A 16,801-nucleotide genomic window follows, 5' to 3' on the forward strand; every position below is an offset into this window, starting at 1 on the left:
AAGATATTCTTTCATGGACATAATAATCCTTGATTACGTTATGAGGAGGATTATGATGTCAGAAGAGAATAAAAATAAGAATCGAGATACCGGAAGACAGAAGAATCATGGAATTAAATATAATACAGAACCAGAACGAAATGGAAAACATGATGTGGAAATTGCGAGTGACACGGAATTTTTAAATGTGAATGGTAAAAAGAATAAACGTAAAAGAGATAATGGATAATTATAAATGGAGCTTGTTCGGGCTATTAGAACAAGCTCCATTTATACATATAGAGAAGTTTTATTTGTGTGATAATTCACAAACAGATATAATAAGGAGTGAGAAAAGGTTTTAAAGGAGATAGAACATGAAAATTGGGATAGATAAAATCGGATTTTATACACCACATATATATGTAGATATGGAGAAATTAGCTGAGGCACGGAATATAGAGCCCGCAAAATTTACGATCGGGATTGGTCAAAGCCAAATGGCAGTTGCTCCAATTACACAGGATTCTGTCACACTAGCTGCAAATGCTGCTTTAGAAATTATCGATGATGAAGATAGAGAAAAGATTGATTTTGTTATTTTTGGTTCAGAGTCTGGAATTGACCATTCAAAATCTGGTGCAGTATATGTGCATCAGTTATTAGGATTAAATCCTCATGCACGTGCGATAGAAGTTAAACAAGCTTGCTACGGAGCAACAGCTGGAATTCAAATGGCGAAGGGGCATATTGCATTAAATCCAGATAGTAAAGTATTAGTATTAGGTACGGATATTGCTAGATATGGATTAAATACTCCTGGTGAGTCTACACAAGGTGCCGGAGCTGTTGCGATGGTAATTAGTGCTAATCCTAAAATTATGGTGCTAGAAAACCCAAACGTATACTTAACCAACGATATTATGGATTTTTGGCGACCGATTTATTCGGACAAGGCGTTTGTAGATGGTAAGTTTTCCAATGAACAATATATTCTATTTTTTAATAAAGTTTGGGAAGCATTTAAAGCAAAATCGGGTCTAGAATTAAAGGATATGGAAGCAATCTGTTATCACCTTCCATATACAAAGATGGGGCTAAAAGCGCTACGTACCGTGTTAGATGAAGCAACCGAAGATGTTCAAGAACGCTTATTAGAAAATTATCAAGTAAGTACACTTTATAATCGCAATGTCGGAAATATTTATACTGGATCATTATACTTAAGCTTGCTCTCTTTACTTGAAAATAAAGATGATCTACAAGAGGGTAATCGAATTGGTATGTTTAGCTATGGTTCAGGAGCAGTTGGGGAATTTTTCTCTGGTACGCTTCAACCTAATTTTAAACAATACTTAAACATTGATGGCCATAGAAGTTTATTCAATGCAAGAAAAGAAGTTTCAATTGAAGAATATGAGAAAATTTTTGAAGAAACATTACCAACGGATGGAACTGATATCGAATTAGATATTAATCGCGATCCAGCTAGTATTGTGTTAAGTGGAATTATGGATAATAAAAGGCAATATGTGAATAAAAAACGGTAGGTTAAGAAGAACTCTGGGGAAATACCACCAGGGTTCTTTTAATATAGTTAAAATCGTATGATGTTATGCATTTCAGTGAAAAATAATATTAGTTCATAATGGTGAGGATGATTTTTATGAAAATCAAAATTAAGATGACGTATAAAACACCTAAAGGAACAGAGGCTAGTTTTGTTTCAGATGAAATGACTCCTGAAAAAGCACTTCTTTTAGCAGAAGATTTAGAGAAAATAGGTCGTGCAAAACATATGACATTCTATGATAACCATGATACTACTTGGATGTTTAAGGAATTAAAGAAATATGTAGAAAGTGTTGATATCGAACCACACAATGTTGTTGTCTTTTTTGATGGAGGCTTTGATGTGGAGACGAAACGATCTGGCCTAGGGTGTGTTATTTATTATGAACAAGACGGAAAACAATATAGGATTAGAAAAAACGCATTAGTTGAAGAATTGAATACTAATGGAGAAGCTGAGTATGCAGCACTTCATTTTGCGATAGGAGAATTGGAACTACTAGGTGTACATCATTTGCCGGTGACTTTTACAGGAGATTCACAAGGTGTGATCAATCAATTAAAGGATGAATGGCCATGCTATGAGGAAGAATTATTACGTTGGATTGACCGAATTGAGAAAAAACTAGAGCAACTAGGAATTACACCTGAATATCAATTAGTTCCCCGAAAAAAGAACGGAGAAGCGGACCATTTGGCAACACAAGCAATTAATGGAACAGAGATAATGAGTAATACTGAATTAGTATAGTCGCTTAAAAAGTAACCTAAATCGGTTACTTTTTTTATAAATATCGGTTTACAAATGAACCACAATCGCTGACAATGTTTAGGTAACATAATGTAGAGTAAAAGGAAGATAACCAATGAATATACAATATTTATCCCTTGAAGAAATTCAAGAAAGATGTGAAAAGTTAACGAATGAATATGAAATAGATGAAGAGAAATTTTATTCCATAGTAGAAAAGTGGGCAGAACAGGATGTCCGAGTTGAACATAAACTTATCTATAGTTTCACAGAATTATTAGATGTTGTTAGTTCTGAGATTACGAGTATGGAAGAGTATGTTGGACTTACTGCAACATGTAGATTAGGTTGTTCCTTCTGTTGTTATTTTCCAATTATTATTAATGAAATGGAAGCAAAATTTATGAAACAAGCAATAGCTAATTTTCCTGAGGAGAGACGAAAGGCAATTCAGTCACACCTTACTAATTATTATGAGAAATACAAAGACCAAATTGAAGAAGTTGTCTCATTAGATTTTGAAAATGATGCTGACTTTAAGTTGAAATATCGAAAAACACTTACACCGTGCCCTATGTTAAATACAGACACGAATCAATGTATGGCTTATGAAATTCGTCCAATACCTTGCAGAACATATATGAATTATACAAATCCGAATGTTTGTGAAACGAATCTAATGCCGAAAGAAACGATAAGTTTTGAATTCTTATATTCTGAGTACATGGGTGCGTTAAATGAATTCCTGCAATTCTTATATGAAGAAGGGGATACAGGGTTTGTACAATATCCGGATGATTTATATAAGCATGATTATTTAGTTAATTGGATGAAGGAATTAACTAATCTGTCTTAAGTGAGCATGGAATGACAGGTATCACACTTTCCTCCTTGGTAAACTGAGTATAAGAAAGGGAGTAGGGAAAATGGAAAAACTACAACGAATGACCGAATGCATTGCGTATATAGAAGACAATCTTGAAGGTGAATTGGATATGGAAGAAATTGCTAAAATAGCTTACATGTCTAAATTTCACTTTCAACGTATGTTTAGTATGCTGACTGGTTATACGGTAACCGAATACATTCGAAATAGACGAATTACAAAAGCTGCACAAGAACTACTAAATGAGGATGCTAGAGTGATAGATATTGCCTTAAAGTATGGATATGAAAGTCCAGAAGCCTTTACAAAAGCTTTTCGAAATATTCATGGTATCAGTCCTACTGCAGCTAAAAAAAATAGTCATTCCTTAAAAGCCTACCCTAAGCTCTCTTTCCAAATTCAGTTAAAGGGAGATGTAGAGATGGATTATAAGATTGTCGAAAAAGATGCTTTTACAGTTGTCGGGAAAAGCATAAGTACAACAACAGTTGGAGGAGAAAACCACCGTACTATTGCGACATTTTGGGATGAATCTAATGTGAATGGATTTACTGCAGAACTTGCTATAAATTGTGGAGAATTAGGGTTGTTAGGAATTTGCCTTGAATTTGATCAAAAACTAGAAAACATAACCTATCTTATAGCTGCAGAAAAGAATATCGAAGAAGTACCATCTGATTGGTTGGAAAGCGAAATTCCTAGTTCGACATGGGCTATTTTTCCAGTACATGGAGCAATGCCTGACGCAATGCCGAAAGTGTGGCAACGAATATTTTCAGAGTGGTTTCCTTCAACAGGCTACGAGCATTCCGGTGGACCAGAGATGGAAGTCTACCTGAGTAACGGAGATCCGGCATCAGAAAATTACTACAGCGAAATATGGATACCGATTAAGAAAAAATAAAAATAGGGAATTGTCACCAACATTTAAGCTGTTTGGTGACAATTCCCATTTTAATTTAATGCTTCTTCTAAAAAGACACATGGTCTTTCAGTTGTTAGAATGGTTAACGAATGCATTGCACGAGTACAAGCAGTGTAAAACAAGGTTCGATCCGATTCCTGATCATAATGTTCTTTTGAAGCATCGGGAATAATAACAGCATCAAATTCAATCCCTTTTGCTAAATAAACAGGTAATACGACTATTCCTTTTTCAAATGAATACGTATCTTCGTTAATTTGTCTTATAGAAATTCTATCTTTTAACATCGAATAAATGGTATTACTTTCTTCTAATGTTTTACAAATTAATGCAATCGTCTCGAAATCTTTATTTTTTAAGTCTTGAATAAGTTGAATTAACTCATCAGAAATCTCACCTTTTTGCTCTATTACGGTTGGTGGCTCACCATCTCTTTCAAATGGTTCAATCATATCACCACTTGGTGCAAAATGTTTTGTAAACTCAACAATTTGCTTAGTGGAACGGTAGCTTTTCGTAAGAACTATACGCTCGTATTCTCCGTCGATAAAATCTGGAATTAAAGGATTTTCAGTTGAAGCATACGCGTAAATCGCCTGATTAATATCACCTAGAAGAGTCATTCTTGTATAAGGGAAGATCTCTTTTAGATAAGCATATTGGAAAGCAGAATAGTCTTGCGCCTCGTCAATAAATAAATGACGGATTGCCCTTTTTTCTTCATCCCCTAACAATTTCCCTCTAAAGTATCGATAAGGGGTTGCCTCTTCCCAAGTTAAAAATTTATTTGTTAAGTAATTAAGTGTTAACTCGCTAATTTTATCCCAGTTATCTGGGAGGTTATCGGAAGCCCAATTAGTAAACAGCCCGCGATATGTCGCTAATGTATTGACAAATGCAAACTGTTTTATAAGCTTCTTAATATTAGAAAATTGCTTTTTCACTACAATTCCACGTAATATATCTTCTTCTAAACTAAAATCTTCTTCATCAACTCGTTGATTCTCATAGTAAGCTTGAAGATATGTTTCTTTATCTAATAATTCGACCTGCGCTAACACCCAATCTTTTGATTTTTCATTATGCTGGTGAACGTTAATCTCATTTAATAGCCATTTTGCTACTAACACCATCTTATTAGGGAAAGCTATAGTTTCCTCAAGCGAATAGAAATAATCCGAGATTTGTTCCTTTGAAATTAATACAGAATCACGAAACGTAATATTACGGAACTGAATTCCTTTCTTGGTTAGGTAAGATAGATATTCGTCCAATATGGTTTTATAGTGGATATTAGATTTGAGCTTCATATTAAGCTCCCTAGTTGATAATTCTTTTTCATCTTTGTTCGTTAATATAAATTCCATTTGTTCAAACGGTGATTCTATCGTAATATCGTCTTCTATTCCGTCTTTTAAAAAGTCCAAGAAAGTAGTCTGACTAATATTTGTTTCCCCTAATTCAGGCAGTACATTTGCGATGTAACTAGAGAATAGTGGGTTAGGAGAGAATAATAATAGATTCTCTGAATGTAAACTTTCTCTAAAACGATATAACAAATATGCAATCCGTTGAAGAACAGCTGAAGTTTTACCACTTCCAGCAACACCTTGTACGACAAGTAATTTACTATGTTCATTACGAATAATTTTATTTTGTTCTTTTTGAATAGTAGCAACGATACTTTTCATCGTCGTATTCGCATTATTACCAAGTGCAGCTTGAAGGAGGCTATCACCGATGGTTACTCCAGTATCAAACATTCCTTTAATTTTGCTTTGTCTTATAATGAACTGCCGTTTTAATGATATTTCACCGGAAACAGTTTCATCCATTGTCTCATAAAACGCTTCTCCAGGTGAAAAGTCATAATATAAACTAGAGATAGGTGCTCGCCAATCGTAGATAAGAAATTCTTCATCGTTCCGATCCATTAAAGATGCAATACCAATGTAAATGGATTCAAGTTCATTTTCAGGATGTTCTTTAAAGTCAATTCTTCCAAAGTAGGGGGAATCCTTTAACCTGTCTAACGTGTTTAATTCTTTTCCAATACTACCATGGGACCTTTCCCGTTCAGCTAATAATTCAGCTTGTTGCTTTATGCTTGCTTGTGTTTCAATTACATCATCTGGTTCGTCTAAATTAACTGTTACATCTTCCCAAAAGTTTTTTCGTAAATCTACAATGCTTTCTTTCAGACCACCTGATTTAGCATAGAGTTTTTCCTGCTTTATGTTGATTTCTTGAACGACTTCGTCTACCCGTTTTTGCTCCTTTTGTAATTCCTCGTCGTGACTCATTAAATCAACCCCGTTTCATAATTTTTCTTTTTTGTTGACTCCCGAAACCAAAGGTGCTATAATATAATTGGGTAAATATTTTATTGAAATCTAAAAACAGTAAACACTTTTATAGTCTACCATATACTTATCGGTTAAGCAACGTTTTCTTTAGAGAACGTTTTTTATTTTACTTTGTAATTTCTAATATTCCTTTCTTTACTTCTTGATCTTTTACATAACTTCCAACAGGGAAAATAAAAGTCCAAGGCATACTCGTTTTTGCTTCAACATTTAAGTTTGGGGTAGAAAAAATATGTTCAGCTAAAGTTACCTCATGATCTTTCAGCGATAATTTAGTTTGGTTAAAGGTGAAATCTTCATTAGTAGTATTATGGACGATTACTAGGACGAGTAATTCGTTTTTATAATTCCAATCAAATCTTAAAGGTGTAAATTGAATAGGTTCTCCATTTAATGTTGAATGTTTAAAAGTTTCTTCCACTAATGTTCGGTCTTTAGGTGAAATTGTTTTGTCCCAGGCTGATTCGTACTGTAGTTTCTGCATATTATTTATTCTCCTCATTTATGCTTAATACATGTAACTATCTTAATTGAATATGAACTAGTTGAAAAGAATAACAGTTTTTTAAAAAGAGTGGTTTACATTTCTTAATGTTTGATGAAAAATTTGGTCCAGTTGATGAGTTATCTCTATTGTACTTCTTTCTGGGAAAGGTAGGCTATTTTGTAAATGATTTATTTCACTTAGGGCATATTGCAATATGTTATATTCAAAGGGGAAGTTTCTTTTTCCACTTTTTTTATAATATATAAGCTGAAGTATGTCGTTTCTTAAATCTGAAATTATAATGAAGTGATCAACTAGTTTTTCTAAATTCATTGATGGAAACTTTCTATACATTATTATCCATTTTGCAATTAATAATGGTCTTAATATATTTATAAGTGTTTTTATGTTTATAGTATTTTCTTTATCAGCTTTATAGTAGTTTGATTTTGCCATACTTAGATAATGAAGAACACAGGTTTTTTCATCAAATGCTAATGGTAATAATTCTTTCAAATGATCGATAGTGGAATTGGCTTGAAAGTAACAAATTGGAGAGTGCAGCCATTCTAATAAAGACGGGTTAGAATTACGAAACAGCCTTAATGATTTTGTTAGTTCCCACCCACTTACTTCTAAAGTTGATTGATTTTTTAGTTCAATTACATCTCGCTTTTTTCCTATTCCAACAGGGTCAATACTTAAGTAGTATTCTGTTGGATGGACATAAATGAAACGGACGTCATAGTCACTCTCGTCCGAATCAAGTCCCCATGCACGGCTTCCGGCTTCACATGCAAATAGAATTTTGACATGATATTCTTTCTCTATTTTCTTGAGCATAGTTATAATATTTTCAATCATTCATAAATAACCCCTTAGTTTTTCAATTAATCTTCTGAAAACTTTCTATGTACAATTTAATTACTAAATTAGTGTAAGCAAAATAGTTGTAAATATGATGTAATCTAGGCAAACTAAGTTAGAAGAAACAAGGAGGAATTATAATGGAAATGAACATAAAATGGAATAACAAGATGTCATTTACGGGATTTGCTCCATCTGGTCATGAAATAAAAATGGATGCCTCTGAAGAAGTAGGTGGAGAGAATACTGGTGCTAGACCTACTGAGCTACTGTTAAGTGCTGTAGCTGGCTGTACGGGGATTGACATTATATCTATTTTAACGAAAATGCGACTAAATCCTACTTCTTTTGAAATGGATGTTACAGGAGATCGTGCAGATGATCACCCGAAAAAGTTTACGAAAGTTAATATCCATTATGCTTTAGAAGGTGAACTTCCAGAGGATAAAGTAGTAAGAGCGATAGAGTTATCAAAAGATAAATATTGTTCTGTTTCTCATTCTTTAAGTGCTGAGATTACGGTTAGCTATTCTATTAATGGTGTTCAAGGGAATACTACGATTTAAAATAGAGGTTAGGGCATAACAAAAATAGTACAGATGTAAAGCCGAATAATAGACCTTATCAGCACCGGAAATATACACGGAGTCGCAAGCGGGGTGGAAAGGCATTGGTGAGACCCCGGTGATGCCCCTCTAGTCTCCAAGTAATGCTACGCAGCAGACTTCCTCGGCGCAAGGCAGCCGAGGTACCTTCGAGCTGATATCGCACTTGTACTGGAAGTAACCGTAAGTATATTTCCAGTGCGTGGTAGGTGCACTATATGCGGTTATTCGTTTGACTAAAATAATATTGTCCCAGCCTCTTTTTATCATTAGATGTCTGTATTTTTATTTAATGAAAAAAGCTTCCTTATAAAAATTAAATTTCCATAAATCATTAAATAGACAATAGGATAAATTAATGCAGAATAGCCTAATTTCCAGTTGTTATAATAAAATACACCTGTAAGAACAGATGAATATTCGAAACAGAGTGAAAATATTGTCCAAGCTATAATATATAACAATTTTATTAGTTTTTTTCTATGATATGGAAAGTGATTAAGATATATAGAACTAAATAAAGGATAAATAAAAAATATTACTAAAAGGGTTTTATAGTCCACTCCTTCTTCGAAGTAACCGTATAAATTATATTTGAATTCTAAATGTATATCTGTAAGTAATTGAAAAACTATTGCAAATAGAGATGTAGTATAAATTTCTACATAAGTTAAGTTCTTCGGCATCATGATAAAAACTGCTAAAGTAATTAATATAGATGATACTAAAAATATCATTTCGGCAACTCCTACTTTGAAGTTACTTTTTATTGTGAGTTAAAACAGCGTAGTTATGCAAAAGACTTCCTATAGTCTTAATTTCAAGAATTCTTCTTACTTCTGATAACTTTCGACATGTTTGTCAAACGGTTTACTTGCCTATATATGGCTATTCATATTGACTTTTTAGAATATTACTGTATAATGAATGACAATCAGTCATTTTTGTGGAGGAAGTCAATGGATAATAAAAAAGAGCGAATTATACATGCAGCAATGGATGTTTTTACAGAAAAAGGATTAGAAAAAACAAAAGTCTCGGATATTGTGAAAAAGGCTGGTATTGCCCAAGGAACCTTTTATATCTATTTTTCTTCCAAGCTATCAGTTGTACCTTCAATTGCAGAAGTCATGGTTGAGAAGACATTAAGTGAGATTATTAAAAAGGTAAACAAAAACGATCCTTTCTCCGAACAGATGAAAGATGTAATTGATGTTGCCTTTTCCGTTACAAAGGAATACCGTCAAATATTCGCATTAGTCTATGCTGGGCTAGCTTCTACTGATTATTTACAAGAATGGGAAGCTCTATATTCTCAATATTACTCTTGGATGAGTAAATTTTTAGGGGATGCGAAAGAGGCAGGAACGCTCCGTCAAAATTTAGATCCTGACCAAACAGCAGTATTGCTCATCGATCTAATAGAATCAGCTGCAGAGCAAACATTCCTCTATTCTCATGGAGATAAGGATATGGAAGCCATAAAGAAAAAAGAAGTTTGGGAGTTTTCGATGTATGGATTAGGGGTAAAGATATAATAATATTTTTAATAATCATGCCAAGATGTTATCAGTTCGTAGATGTCAAATGAATTAATTTTGAAGTCTTATAGATTATTTCCTTTAAGTTAGAAGGGAATTTTCTTTTAAAGAAAAAATGACTGAATGTCAGTCACGGAATGATGGAGAGTGTTAGGATGAATAAGTCTTGGATATATGTTGGTTTAACGAGTTTATCTGAATTAGTTTGGATTTACGGTTTTAATACAGCATCTGCTTGGTGGCATTGGGCATTGATTGTAGCATTTATTTTATTAGATTTACATTTTTTGGCTAAGGCCTGTGAAGGATTACCGACGGGCACTGTGTATGCAATCTTTGCTGGATTTGGGACTGTTGGCACATTTTTAATGGATATATTTATTTTTGATGAACAAATAAATATATTAAAAGTGTTCTTCATTCTACTAATTATTGCTGGAGTAGTAGGGTTGAAATTATCAGACGATAAAAAGGATTCGAAGGAGGTGTTAGAATAATGGGATGGATTTATATCATTTTAGCTGCTGCTAATGAGTTAGTTGGGGTGTGGGGATTAAATCGATTTAGTAAAAAAAGAAATATTACAAATGCACTTTTATATGCTGGTGGACTTGGACTTTCCTTTGCTTTTATATATGCTTCCTTTGATTATCTTCCCACAAGTATTGCTTATGCTACGTGGACTGGTGTTGGTACAGGTGGAGTAGTACTTATGAATATGTTGTTTTTTGGGGAATCTAAAAGCTTAATCCGCATGGTGAGCTTACTAGCAATTATCATAGGTGTTATGGGCTTGAAGGTCGTTTAAAGAAAGGGTGCCTGTCATGTCCCGTGTTCATTAATGAATATGGGATGTGACAGGCATCTTTTTTGCAGGAAAAAATGGGATATGTGAAAGTAATAAATAGGTATCATAAAAAAATATAGTTTTGCTAGTATAATTTTATCTACTGTATTCGTTGTAAAAATAAGAGAAAAAGGGGGGATAAAATGTCTTCACTAGAACAAAAGACATTACAATTTACAGAAAAATCAAGGGAGTTAAGGGATGAGTTTAGTGAACTTATTGTAATGTTTAGAGAAGACCTATGGAATTATTGCCGTTATTTAACTGGTTCACCATGGGATGGTGAGGATTTATTTCAAGAAACATTAATCAAAGCTTTTGGTGGATTTTATCAAGTGTGGCAACCAGAAAATCCTAAATCCTATTTATATAGGATAGCAACTAATACTTGGATTGATCATTGCCGGAGGGAAAAGCGTATTATCGGAACATTAGAAGAAATCGAAGGACCAAGTGAAGAGTTCACCGATAGCCTCGAAACAGAAGATGCTTTAATTCATTTAGTTAATCTTTTTACACCTAGACAAGTTGCTGTATTTCTACTCGTAAAAGTATTTCAGTTTAAGGCGGAAGAGGTGGCTGGTATTGTTAAGACAACACAAGGAGCTATTTATTCCACTCTTAGACGAATGGAGACTAGATTAAAGAAAGAAGATTTTTCATTAATAGATAGTGGATCAAGTGAAGAGGAAGCAAAGAATCAAAATCCGGTTATTCAAACCTATATTAAAGCGTTAAACAATGGGGATTTAAATGCACTATTTGAATTAGTTAGTGACCAATTATATCATGAGGCATCTTTAGGATTTCAAGAATTCTCTAAGGATTCTATGCGTAAAGGCTCCATGCAACATGGATTACCACCATATAAAGCTGAGGAACATTTCTTGTGGGGCAAGTTAGTTATTGTAAAAGTAGTTGATAGCAGAATGGGACCATTAATTCATGATATCCAATATCAAGAAGTAGAAAATGGGAAGATTGTGTATCATCGAAGTTATTATTTTAGAAAAGAATTTATCGTTGCTGCGGCAAAGGAATTAAAAATGGCACCACAACTTGATAAATTTCCTATAGGATGGGATAAAAAATAGGAGGAAAAGAATGACCTTAATACAAAATAAAGTCAATACGGTATTTATTCCAGTAAAAGATGTTTATAAAGCAAAAGAATGGTATTCTAAAAATCTCGGTAAAGAAGGGGAAATAATACATGGACATTTATGCATATTAGATATGGAAGGAACAGGAGTAGTTCTTGATGAAATGCCGGCTTGGAGAAATGAAGTAGGTGAATTTATTCCATTCTCAGCTCCTTACGTACAATTCACAACAAGTGATATTCATGCTTCATATCTATATTTGAAAGAAAATGGGGTGGAGTTAGTAACAGGTATTGAGCATGGTCATTACTTCGTATTTAAGGATCTAGACGGAAATATGCTTATGGTTTGCCAATAAATGACTAATTAATGTTAAAACCAGGTATATGTGAGTTAGAAAAGTCGCATAATACCTGGTTCTTTATTATTTTGCAAAACGATGATTCCCTATTGTTACCGTTTCTTCACGTGTAGTTATCCAACTGCTTGATGAAGTTTTAGGGTTATAAAAATAGATAGAGCCTCTTCCTTGTCCACGGAAAGCAATTGCTTCATTAACAGCTTTCATGTCTTCTTGCGTGTAACTACCATTAATCTGTCCGTTTTGAACAGGAGTAAATGCATAATATCCACCAGCTGAACGTTCATAAATCACTTCTTTAATGGTATTCGGAAACTCTTTATGGTCAACACGATTCAAAATGACCGTCGCAACAGCAACTTTCCCGGCATATGGTTCACCTTTTGCTTCTGCAGAAACGAGTTTTGCCATTAGTTGTTTATCAGCTTGCGAAATGTTATCTGGAACTTTAATAGATTCACCAGCTAATAGTAGACTACCAGTACGACTGTTAGCTATTTGTAGATTAGCTACTGTAGTGCCGTATTTTTGAGCAATTGACCAGAACGTGTCACCATGTTGAACTGTATATGGAGCTGCACCACCCACAGTTGGTAAAGTAATTATGGAAACAGTTAATATTAAAGTTACTAGCGATTTTTTTAATTTTTTCATGTTGTAAACCTCCTAATTGTTTTGGCTACAATTAAGAGGTTACTAGATGTAACATAGTTTATCAGTAGTAAAAAATGGTAATGCAGCGACATATAATAGAATGATAGATTGGACAAGGGCTCTTTATATAAGTGGAATTTTTTGCTAAACCCAGCAATCCTTCAAAATAGTGGTAATGCACCCATTTTAAGGGGGGAAGGTTACAGTTGTTTCAGGATTGTTACGGTAAGAGCATGTTACGCTTCATAAAATCTGATATGCTAATAAGGGTGATTTTAAACGTTATTGAAAGGATATCTCCATCATGAGTAAATGGTTCTTTATAAATTTTATATTCCTCATAATTGTTTTATGGAAGGTCATAGGGCATAATGCTTTTCCTTTTGTACAGGTACATATATGGTTAGGCGTTATGGGGGCTTTATTTATTTTATACAATTGGACAAGAAATGCTGTATTTGAAACGATTCGGAATGTTTCTAGTAGAAAAACGAAGATTAGATTAGCGCGATTTTCAAAGAAAGTGGTTACGATCCATCGGTGGACTGGAAATATTGCATTTATCGTAATACTTATCCATGCACTAATAATCATATACCATTATGGATTTTCCTTCCAAAACAAAAAAATGGTAGTAGGGTTAATCGCATTATTTACATTGGCTATCCAAGTATTTACTGGTTGGTTACGTTTATTCAAACCTACAGTACGTCTGCGATTTATTCATTTATATATAGGAATGACGTTATTTTTATTTGTAATTCTTCACATTCTTTTGTAAATCATATAGCAAAATAAAAAGAACCATTTTCCCATTGTTTAGGGTTTCGGTTCTTATGTTTAATACGGTATTCGTAATCTTTTTTCGTTTTTGTTTTTCTTGTTCTTAAATCTAATTGTGCATAAGGACTACGATTAATTTCTGGATTTAATCTTCCTTCGCGAATTAATTTTTCACGTTGTTTTAACGCTTTAGACTTACTCATGTTATCACTCCTTTAATATTTGATTTAATTATACAAGGGATAGTTGGAAATTACTATATTTTAAAAATTGCAATTCCATTAAATTTGGGTAGTGACAGGCACCAATGATTCTGCTACAATAATATAAATTCAAAATATGATGATCGATGAAAAAGAGAGTAGTTGTTTGTAAGGCTAAGCGAGCTGGGATATGGTGGGAGCCTAGTGCACGAGCAAGCAATGAAGCGGACTTTGGAGATGCTTTCTTGAAGTAGAAGTAGGGAAAGCCGGGGAGATCCTCGTTAACAATATCGAGTGGTTTCTAAGGATGTTTTAAAAACAAATGGAGTGGTACCGCGGGATCATAATAGCTCTCGCCTCTTTTAGAATGAAGAGGCGGGAGCTTTTTTAATGGAGGAAGAAAAGATGGAGTATAAAAAAGAGTTTGCCAATGTATTGACTGAGTTTATCGAAGAAACAATTCCGTACGAAAAGATTATGATGATGATTGAAATACCAAAACATGATTCCCTAGGAGATTTTGCGTTTCCTTGTTTTGAGTTAGCTAAGTATTATCGTAAATCGCCTCAGGTTATTGCAAAGGAATTGGCTGGAGAAATCGCTTCTACCTTATTTGAAAAAGTAGAAGCAGTTGGTAGTTATGTTAATGTGTTTTTAGACAAAAAAACAGTGGCATCGCAGACAATAAATGAGGTTATGAACAAGAGAGAGCTTTTTGGTGATGCAACCAATGGGAAAGATCAAACCATAACCATTGATTTTTCCTCTCCTAACATTGCGAAGCCTTTTTCAATGGGACATTTACGTTCTACGGTTATAGGAAATGCTCTAGCCTTAGTCGCTGAAAAGAATGGTTATCAAGTTGTTCGTATTAATCATCTTGGAGATTGGGGAACGCAATTTGGGAAACTTATTGTCGCTTATCAGAAATGGGGTAGTGAGAAAAAGGTTAAAGAAAGTCCGATTAGAGAGCTCCTCACTTTATATGTGAAGTTCCATGAGGAAGCAGAGTATGACCCTAGGTTAAATGAATTAGGACGAAGAGCGTTTAAGAACCTTGAGGATGGGGATGATGAAGCTACTCATTTGTGGATATGGTTCCGTGATGAGTCGTTAAAGGAGTTTAGGAAAATATATGATCTGTTAGGAATTTCGTTTGATTCATATGATGGGGAAGCTTTTTATAATGATAAGATGGATAAGATAGTGGAAATTTTAAAGGATAAGAAATTATTAATTGAATCAGATGGTGCACAAGTAGTCGAATTAGAAGGTTTTCCACCTAGTTTAATAACCAAACAAGATGGAACGACTTTATACACTACACGTGATTTAGCAGCAGCAATATATCGCAGGGAAAATTATCAATTTACAAAGTCTCTTTATGTGGTTGGGAATGAACAGACTCTTCATTTTAAACAGTTATTTCAAGTACTAGAAAAAATGGGATTTGAATGGCAAAAAGGAATGGTGCATGTTCCATTTGGAATGATTTTAAAAGATGGAAAGAAAATGTCTACTCGTAAGGGGAAAGTAATTTTATTAGAAGAGGTCATTCAAGAAGCAATTCGATTAGCCCTAAATAATATTGAGGAAAAAAATCCAAGATTAGAAAATAAAGAGGAAATAGCAAAACAGGTCGGAGTAGGGGCTATAGTATTTCATGATTTAAAGAACTACCGCTTAAATGACATTGAGTTTTCATTAGAAGCTATGCTTCGTTTTGAAGGGGAGACTGGTCCATACGTACAATATACTCATGCACGTGCTTCGTCTTTATTGAGAAAAGGGTGCTTTACACTAAGTGAGGTAGATAAAGTTAAATTTGCTGATCAAGAAGCATGGCCAATAATAAAGATATTAATAAATTTCCCACAAACTATTACGAAAGCATTGGAGGAGTATGATCCATCACAGATTGCGAAGTTCCTCTTGGATTTGTCTAAGGCATTTAATAAATATTATGCTTCTGTTAAGATTTTAGATGAAGCACATAAGGTAGAACGACTTTCTCTAGTCTTATCGGTTAAAACTGTTCTAAAAGAAGGATTACGTTTATTAGGAATTCAAGCACCAGAGGAAATGTAATCTCATGATATAATGAATAAAGATTAACAGTTTTTGATGTGATCACAGTTATTAAATTTAATCAATTTAGTAATACTGATTTAATGTTAATTAATCAGATGAAGTAAAGGATGATTAGATTGGCAGAAACACATACCTTTTCAAAAGGGGAAGAAATTGCAAATGCAATAACACATGGAATTGGAGTAATATTAAGTATTGCTGGATTAGTATTACTTATTGTATTTGCGGCATTTAATGGAACAGCCTTACACGTAGTTAGCTTTACTATCTTTGGTGCATCGATGGTAATTTTGTATACATCTTCAACATTAGTGCATGCACTACCACAGGGTAAAGCAAAAGATCTTTTCGAAATATTTGATCATTCTTCTATTTATTTGTTTATTGCGGGAACCTATACGCCGTTTACCCTTATTGTTATGAAAGGTGCTCTAGGTTGGACATTGTTTGGAATTATTTGGGGACTAGCACTAGCAGGTATCGTATTTAAGGCATACTTTGTTAAAAAATTTCTATTTACTTCCACAATATTATATTTATTAATGGGTTGGATGGTAGTAATAGGTTGGAATAGAATTGTGGAAAATATAGCGTACAATGGGGTAGTACTCCTTGTTATTGGCGGGCTTTGCTATACTATTGGTACGATATTCTATATGTGGAGAGCGTTTAAATATCATCATATGGTGTGGCACCTTTTTGTGCTTGCAGGAACCATTTGTCATTTCTTTTGTGTTCTTTTGTACCTTTTGTAATTTTTTGGTGTGAATTTTTGTTAGA

Annotated in this window: 20 protein-coding genes and 1 other annotated feature; of the genes, 14 read left to right on the forward strand and 6 right to left on the reverse strand. The window is 33.8% G+C overall.

Annotated features, from left to right (window positions below; translation table 11 throughout):
• Positions 1–55: 55 nt before the first annotated feature.
• The 5 genes from AB1K81_RS02705 (at position 56) to AB1K81_RS02725 (ending at position 4,092) form a co-directional block, all read left to right on the forward strand.
• The gene (locus AB1K81_RS02705) at positions 56–229 is read left to right on the forward strand and encodes a hypothetical protein (protein ID WP_412975111.1); all 174 of its coding nucleotides are present in this window, start codon (positions 56–58) and stop codon (positions 227–229) included.
• 127 nt (positions 230–356) lie between these two features.
• Positions 357–1,529, forward strand: a complete 1,173-nt coding sequence (locus AB1K81_RS02710) for a hydroxymethylglutaryl-CoA synthase (protein ID WP_412975112.1) — start codon at positions 357–359, stop codon at positions 1,527–1,529.
• A 116-nt stretch (positions 1,530–1,645) separates the two neighbouring features.
• A complete protein-coding gene (locus AB1K81_RS02715; protein ID WP_412975113.1) occupies positions 1,646–2,302 on the forward strand; it encodes a ribonuclease H family protein in 657 nt (218 codons plus the stop codon).
• A 115-nt stretch (positions 2,303–2,417) separates the two neighbouring features.
• On the forward strand, positions 2,418–3,158 hold the full coding sequence (locus AB1K81_RS02720) for a YkgJ family cysteine cluster protein (protein WP_412975114.1): 741 nt from the start codon (positions 2,418–2,420) through the stop codon (positions 3,156–3,158).
• A 70-nt stretch (positions 3,159–3,228) separates the two neighbouring features.
• On the forward strand, positions 3,229–4,092 hold the full coding sequence (locus AB1K81_RS02725; RefSeq protein ID WP_412975115.1) for an AraC family transcriptional regulator: 864 nt from the start codon (positions 3,229–3,231) through the stop codon (positions 4,090–4,092).
• A gap of 50 nt (positions 4,093–4,142) precedes the next feature.
• Here AB1K81_RS02725 and helD read toward each other — a convergent pair whose 3' ends face one another.
• The 3 genes from helD to AB1K81_RS02740 form a co-directional block, all read right to left on the reverse strand.
• On the reverse strand, positions 4,143–6,416 hold the full coding sequence (gene helD, locus AB1K81_RS02730) for an RNA polymerase recycling motor HelD (protein WP_412975116.1): 2,274 nt from the start codon (positions 6,414–6,416) through the stop codon (positions 4,143–4,145).
• Between the two features lie 169 nt (positions 6,417–6,585).
• Positions 6,586–6,963 (reverse strand): SLAP domain-containing protein, encoded by a 378-nt coding sequence (locus AB1K81_RS02735; protein ID WP_412975117.1) that lies wholly within the window; start codon positions 6,961–6,963, stop codon positions 6,586–6,588.
• Positions 6,964–7,044: 81 nt separating this feature from the next.
• On the reverse strand, positions 7,045–7,830 hold the full coding sequence (locus AB1K81_RS02740) for a nucleotidyltransferase domain-containing protein (protein WP_412975118.1): 786 nt from the start codon (positions 7,828–7,830) through the stop codon (positions 7,045–7,047).
• A 143-nt stretch (positions 7,831–7,973) separates the two neighbouring features.
• Between AB1K81_RS02740 and AB1K81_RS02745 the strand changes: the two genes are divergently transcribed.
• Complete coding sequence (locus AB1K81_RS02745; RefSeq protein ID WP_412975119.1) at positions 7,974–8,399, forward strand: OsmC family protein; 426 nt, start codon at positions 7,974–7,976, stop codon at positions 8,397–8,399.
• Between the two features lie 308 nt (positions 8,400–8,707).
• Here the strand turns inward: AB1K81_RS02745 and AB1K81_RS02750 are convergent, their stop codons facing one another.
• Entirely contained in the window at positions 8,708–9,175 is a 468-nt protein-coding gene (locus tag AB1K81_RS02750; RefSeq protein WP_412975120.1) for a CBO0543 family protein, read from the reverse strand.
• A 222-nt stretch (positions 9,176–9,397) separates the two neighbouring features.
• Between AB1K81_RS02750 and AB1K81_RS02755 the strand changes: the two genes are divergently transcribed.
• The 5 genes from AB1K81_RS02755 to AB1K81_RS02775 all read left to right on the forward strand — a co-directional run bounded on the left by AB1K81_RS02755 (position 9,398) and on the right by AB1K81_RS02775 (position 12,287).
• Positions 9,398–9,976, forward strand: coding sequence for a TetR/AcrR family transcriptional regulator (locus AB1K81_RS02755; RefSeq protein ID WP_412975121.1), 579 nt, complete (start codon positions 9,398–9,400; stop codon positions 9,974–9,976).
• Between the two features lie 158 nt (positions 9,977–10,134).
• Complete coding sequence (locus AB1K81_RS02760; protein ID WP_412975122.1) at positions 10,135–10,476, forward strand: DMT family transporter; 342 nt, start codon at positions 10,135–10,137, stop codon at positions 10,474–10,476.
• Complete coding sequence (locus tag AB1K81_RS02765) at positions 10,476–10,787, forward strand: DMT family transporter (protein ID WP_412975123.1); 312 nt, start codon at positions 10,476–10,478, stop codon at positions 10,785–10,787. The genes AB1K81_RS02760 and AB1K81_RS02765 overlap by 1 nt, the downstream gene beginning before the upstream one ends.
• A 182-nt stretch (positions 10,788–10,969) precedes the next feature.
• Complete coding sequence (locus AB1K81_RS02770) at positions 10,970–11,920, forward strand: sigma-70 family RNA polymerase sigma factor (RefSeq protein ID WP_412975124.1); 951 nt, start codon at positions 10,970–10,972, stop codon at positions 11,918–11,920.
• Positions 11,921–11,930: 10 nt separating this feature from the next.
• Complete coding sequence (locus AB1K81_RS02775) at positions 11,931–12,287, forward strand: VOC family protein (RefSeq protein ID WP_412975125.1); 357 nt, start codon at positions 11,931–11,933, stop codon at positions 12,285–12,287.
• A gap of 66 nt (positions 12,288–12,353) precedes the next feature.
• Here the strand turns inward: AB1K81_RS02775 and AB1K81_RS02780 are convergent, their stop codons facing one another.
• Positions 12,354–12,944 carry a cell wall hydrolase gene (locus AB1K81_RS02780; protein ID WP_412975126.1) on the reverse strand — a complete coding sequence of 197 codons (591 nt, stop codon included), beginning with the start codon at positions 12,942–12,944 and terminating at the stop codon, positions 12,354–12,356.
• A gap of 304 nt (positions 12,945–13,248) precedes the next feature.
• Between AB1K81_RS02780 and AB1K81_RS02785 the strand changes: the two genes are divergently transcribed.
• Positions 13,249–13,725 (forward strand): hypothetical protein, encoded by a 477-nt coding sequence (locus AB1K81_RS02785; RefSeq protein WP_412975127.1) that lies wholly within the window; start codon positions 13,249–13,251, stop codon positions 13,723–13,725.
• A gap of 1 nt (position 13,726) precedes the next feature.
• Here AB1K81_RS02785 and AB1K81_RS02790 read toward each other — a convergent pair whose 3' ends face one another.
• On the reverse strand, positions 13,727–13,930 hold the full coding sequence (locus tag AB1K81_RS02790) for a hypothetical protein (protein ID WP_412975128.1): 204 nt from the start codon (positions 13,928–13,930) through the stop codon (positions 13,727–13,729).
• 137 nt (positions 13,931–14,067) lie between these two features.
• Positions 14,068–14,294 (forward strand) — a binding site (T-box leader).
• Positions 14,295–14,335: 41 nt separating this feature from the next.
• Here AB1K81_RS02790 and argS point away from each other — a divergent pair.
• A complete protein-coding gene (gene argS, locus AB1K81_RS02795; protein WP_412975129.1) occupies positions 14,336–16,018 on the forward strand; it encodes an arginine--tRNA ligase in 1,683 nt (560 codons plus the stop codon).
• A gap of 119 nt (positions 16,019–16,137) precedes the next feature.
• Positions 16,138–16,776, forward strand: coding sequence for a PAQR family membrane homeostasis protein TrhA (trhA, locus tag AB1K81_RS02800; protein WP_412975130.1), 639 nt, complete (start codon positions 16,138–16,140; stop codon positions 16,774–16,776).
• The last annotated feature ends 25 nt before the right edge of the window (positions 16,777–16,801 follow it).

Source organism: Ornithinibacillus jepli (genome assembly GCF_047228935.1).
In the GTDB taxonomy this organism is placed as follows: domain Bacteria; phylum Bacillota; class Bacilli; order Bacillales; family Amphibacillaceae; genus Ornithinibacillus.

What these genes read in the sequence shown, in the direction of transcription:
- AB1K81_RS02705 (WP_412975111.1), top strand. Translation starts at nt 56, where the DNA reads ATGTCAGAAGAGAATAAAAATAAGAATCGAGATACCGGAAGACAGAAG.
- AB1K81_RS02710 (WP_412975112.1), top strand. Translation starts at nt 357, where the DNA reads ATGAAAATTGGGATAGATAAAATCGGATTTTATACACCACATATATAT.
- AB1K81_RS02715 (WP_412975113.1), top strand. Translation starts at nt 1,646, where the DNA reads ATGAAAATCAAAATTAAGATGACGTATAAAACACCTAAAGGAACAGAG.
- AB1K81_RS02720 (WP_412975114.1), top strand. Translation starts at nt 2,418, where the DNA reads ATGAATATACAATATTTATCCCTTGAAGAAATTCAAGAAAGATGTGAA.
- AB1K81_RS02725 (WP_412975115.1), top strand. Translation starts at nt 3,229, where the DNA reads ATGGAAAAACTACAACGAATGACCGAATGCATTGCGTATATAGAAGAC.
- helD (WP_412975116.1), bottom strand. Translation starts at nt 6,416, where the DNA reads ATGAGTCACGACGAGGAATTACAAAAGGAGCAAAAACGGGTAGACGAA.
- AB1K81_RS02735 (WP_412975117.1), bottom strand. Translation starts at nt 6,963, where the DNA reads ATGCAGAAACTACAGTACGAATCAGCCTGGGACAAAACAATTTCACCT.
- AB1K81_RS02740 (WP_412975118.1), bottom strand. Translation starts at nt 7,830, where the DNA reads ATGATTGAAAATATTATAACTATGCTCAAGAAAATAGAGAAAGAATAT.
- AB1K81_RS02745 (WP_412975119.1), top strand. Translation starts at nt 7,974, where the DNA reads ATGGAAATGAACATAAAATGGAATAACAAGATGTCATTTACGGGATTT.
- AB1K81_RS02750 (WP_412975120.1), bottom strand. Translation starts at nt 9,175, where the DNA reads ATGATATTTTTAGTATCATCTATATTAATTACTTTAGCAGTTTTTATC.
- AB1K81_RS02755 (WP_412975121.1), top strand. Translation starts at nt 9,398, where the DNA reads ATGGATAATAAAAAAGAGCGAATTATACATGCAGCAATGGATGTTTTT.
- AB1K81_RS02760 (WP_412975122.1), top strand. Translation starts at nt 10,135, where the DNA reads ATGAATAAGTCTTGGATATATGTTGGTTTAACGAGTTTATCTGAATTA.
- AB1K81_RS02765 (WP_412975123.1), top strand. Translation starts at nt 10,476, where the DNA reads ATGGGATGGATTTATATCATTTTAGCTGCTGCTAATGAGTTAGTTGGG.
- AB1K81_RS02770 (WP_412975124.1), top strand. Translation starts at nt 10,970, where the DNA reads ATGTCTTCACTAGAACAAAAGACATTACAATTTACAGAAAAATCAAGG.
- AB1K81_RS02775 (WP_412975125.1), top strand. Translation starts at nt 11,931, where the DNA reads ATGACCTTAATACAAAATAAAGTCAATACGGTATTTATTCCAGTAAAA.
- AB1K81_RS02780 (WP_412975126.1), bottom strand. Translation starts at nt 12,944, where the DNA reads ATGAAAAAATTAAAAAAATCGCTAGTAACTTTAATATTAACTGTTTCC.
- AB1K81_RS02785 (WP_412975127.1), top strand. Translation starts at nt 13,249, where the DNA reads ATGAGTAAATGGTTCTTTATAAATTTTATATTCCTCATAATTGTTTTA.
- AB1K81_RS02790 (WP_412975128.1), bottom strand. Translation starts at nt 13,930, where the DNA reads ATGAGTAAGTCTAAAGCGTTAAAACAACGTGAAAAATTAATTCGCGAA.
- argS (WP_412975129.1), top strand. Translation starts at nt 14,336, where the DNA reads ATGGAGTATAAAAAAGAGTTTGCCAATGTATTGACTGAGTTTATCGAA.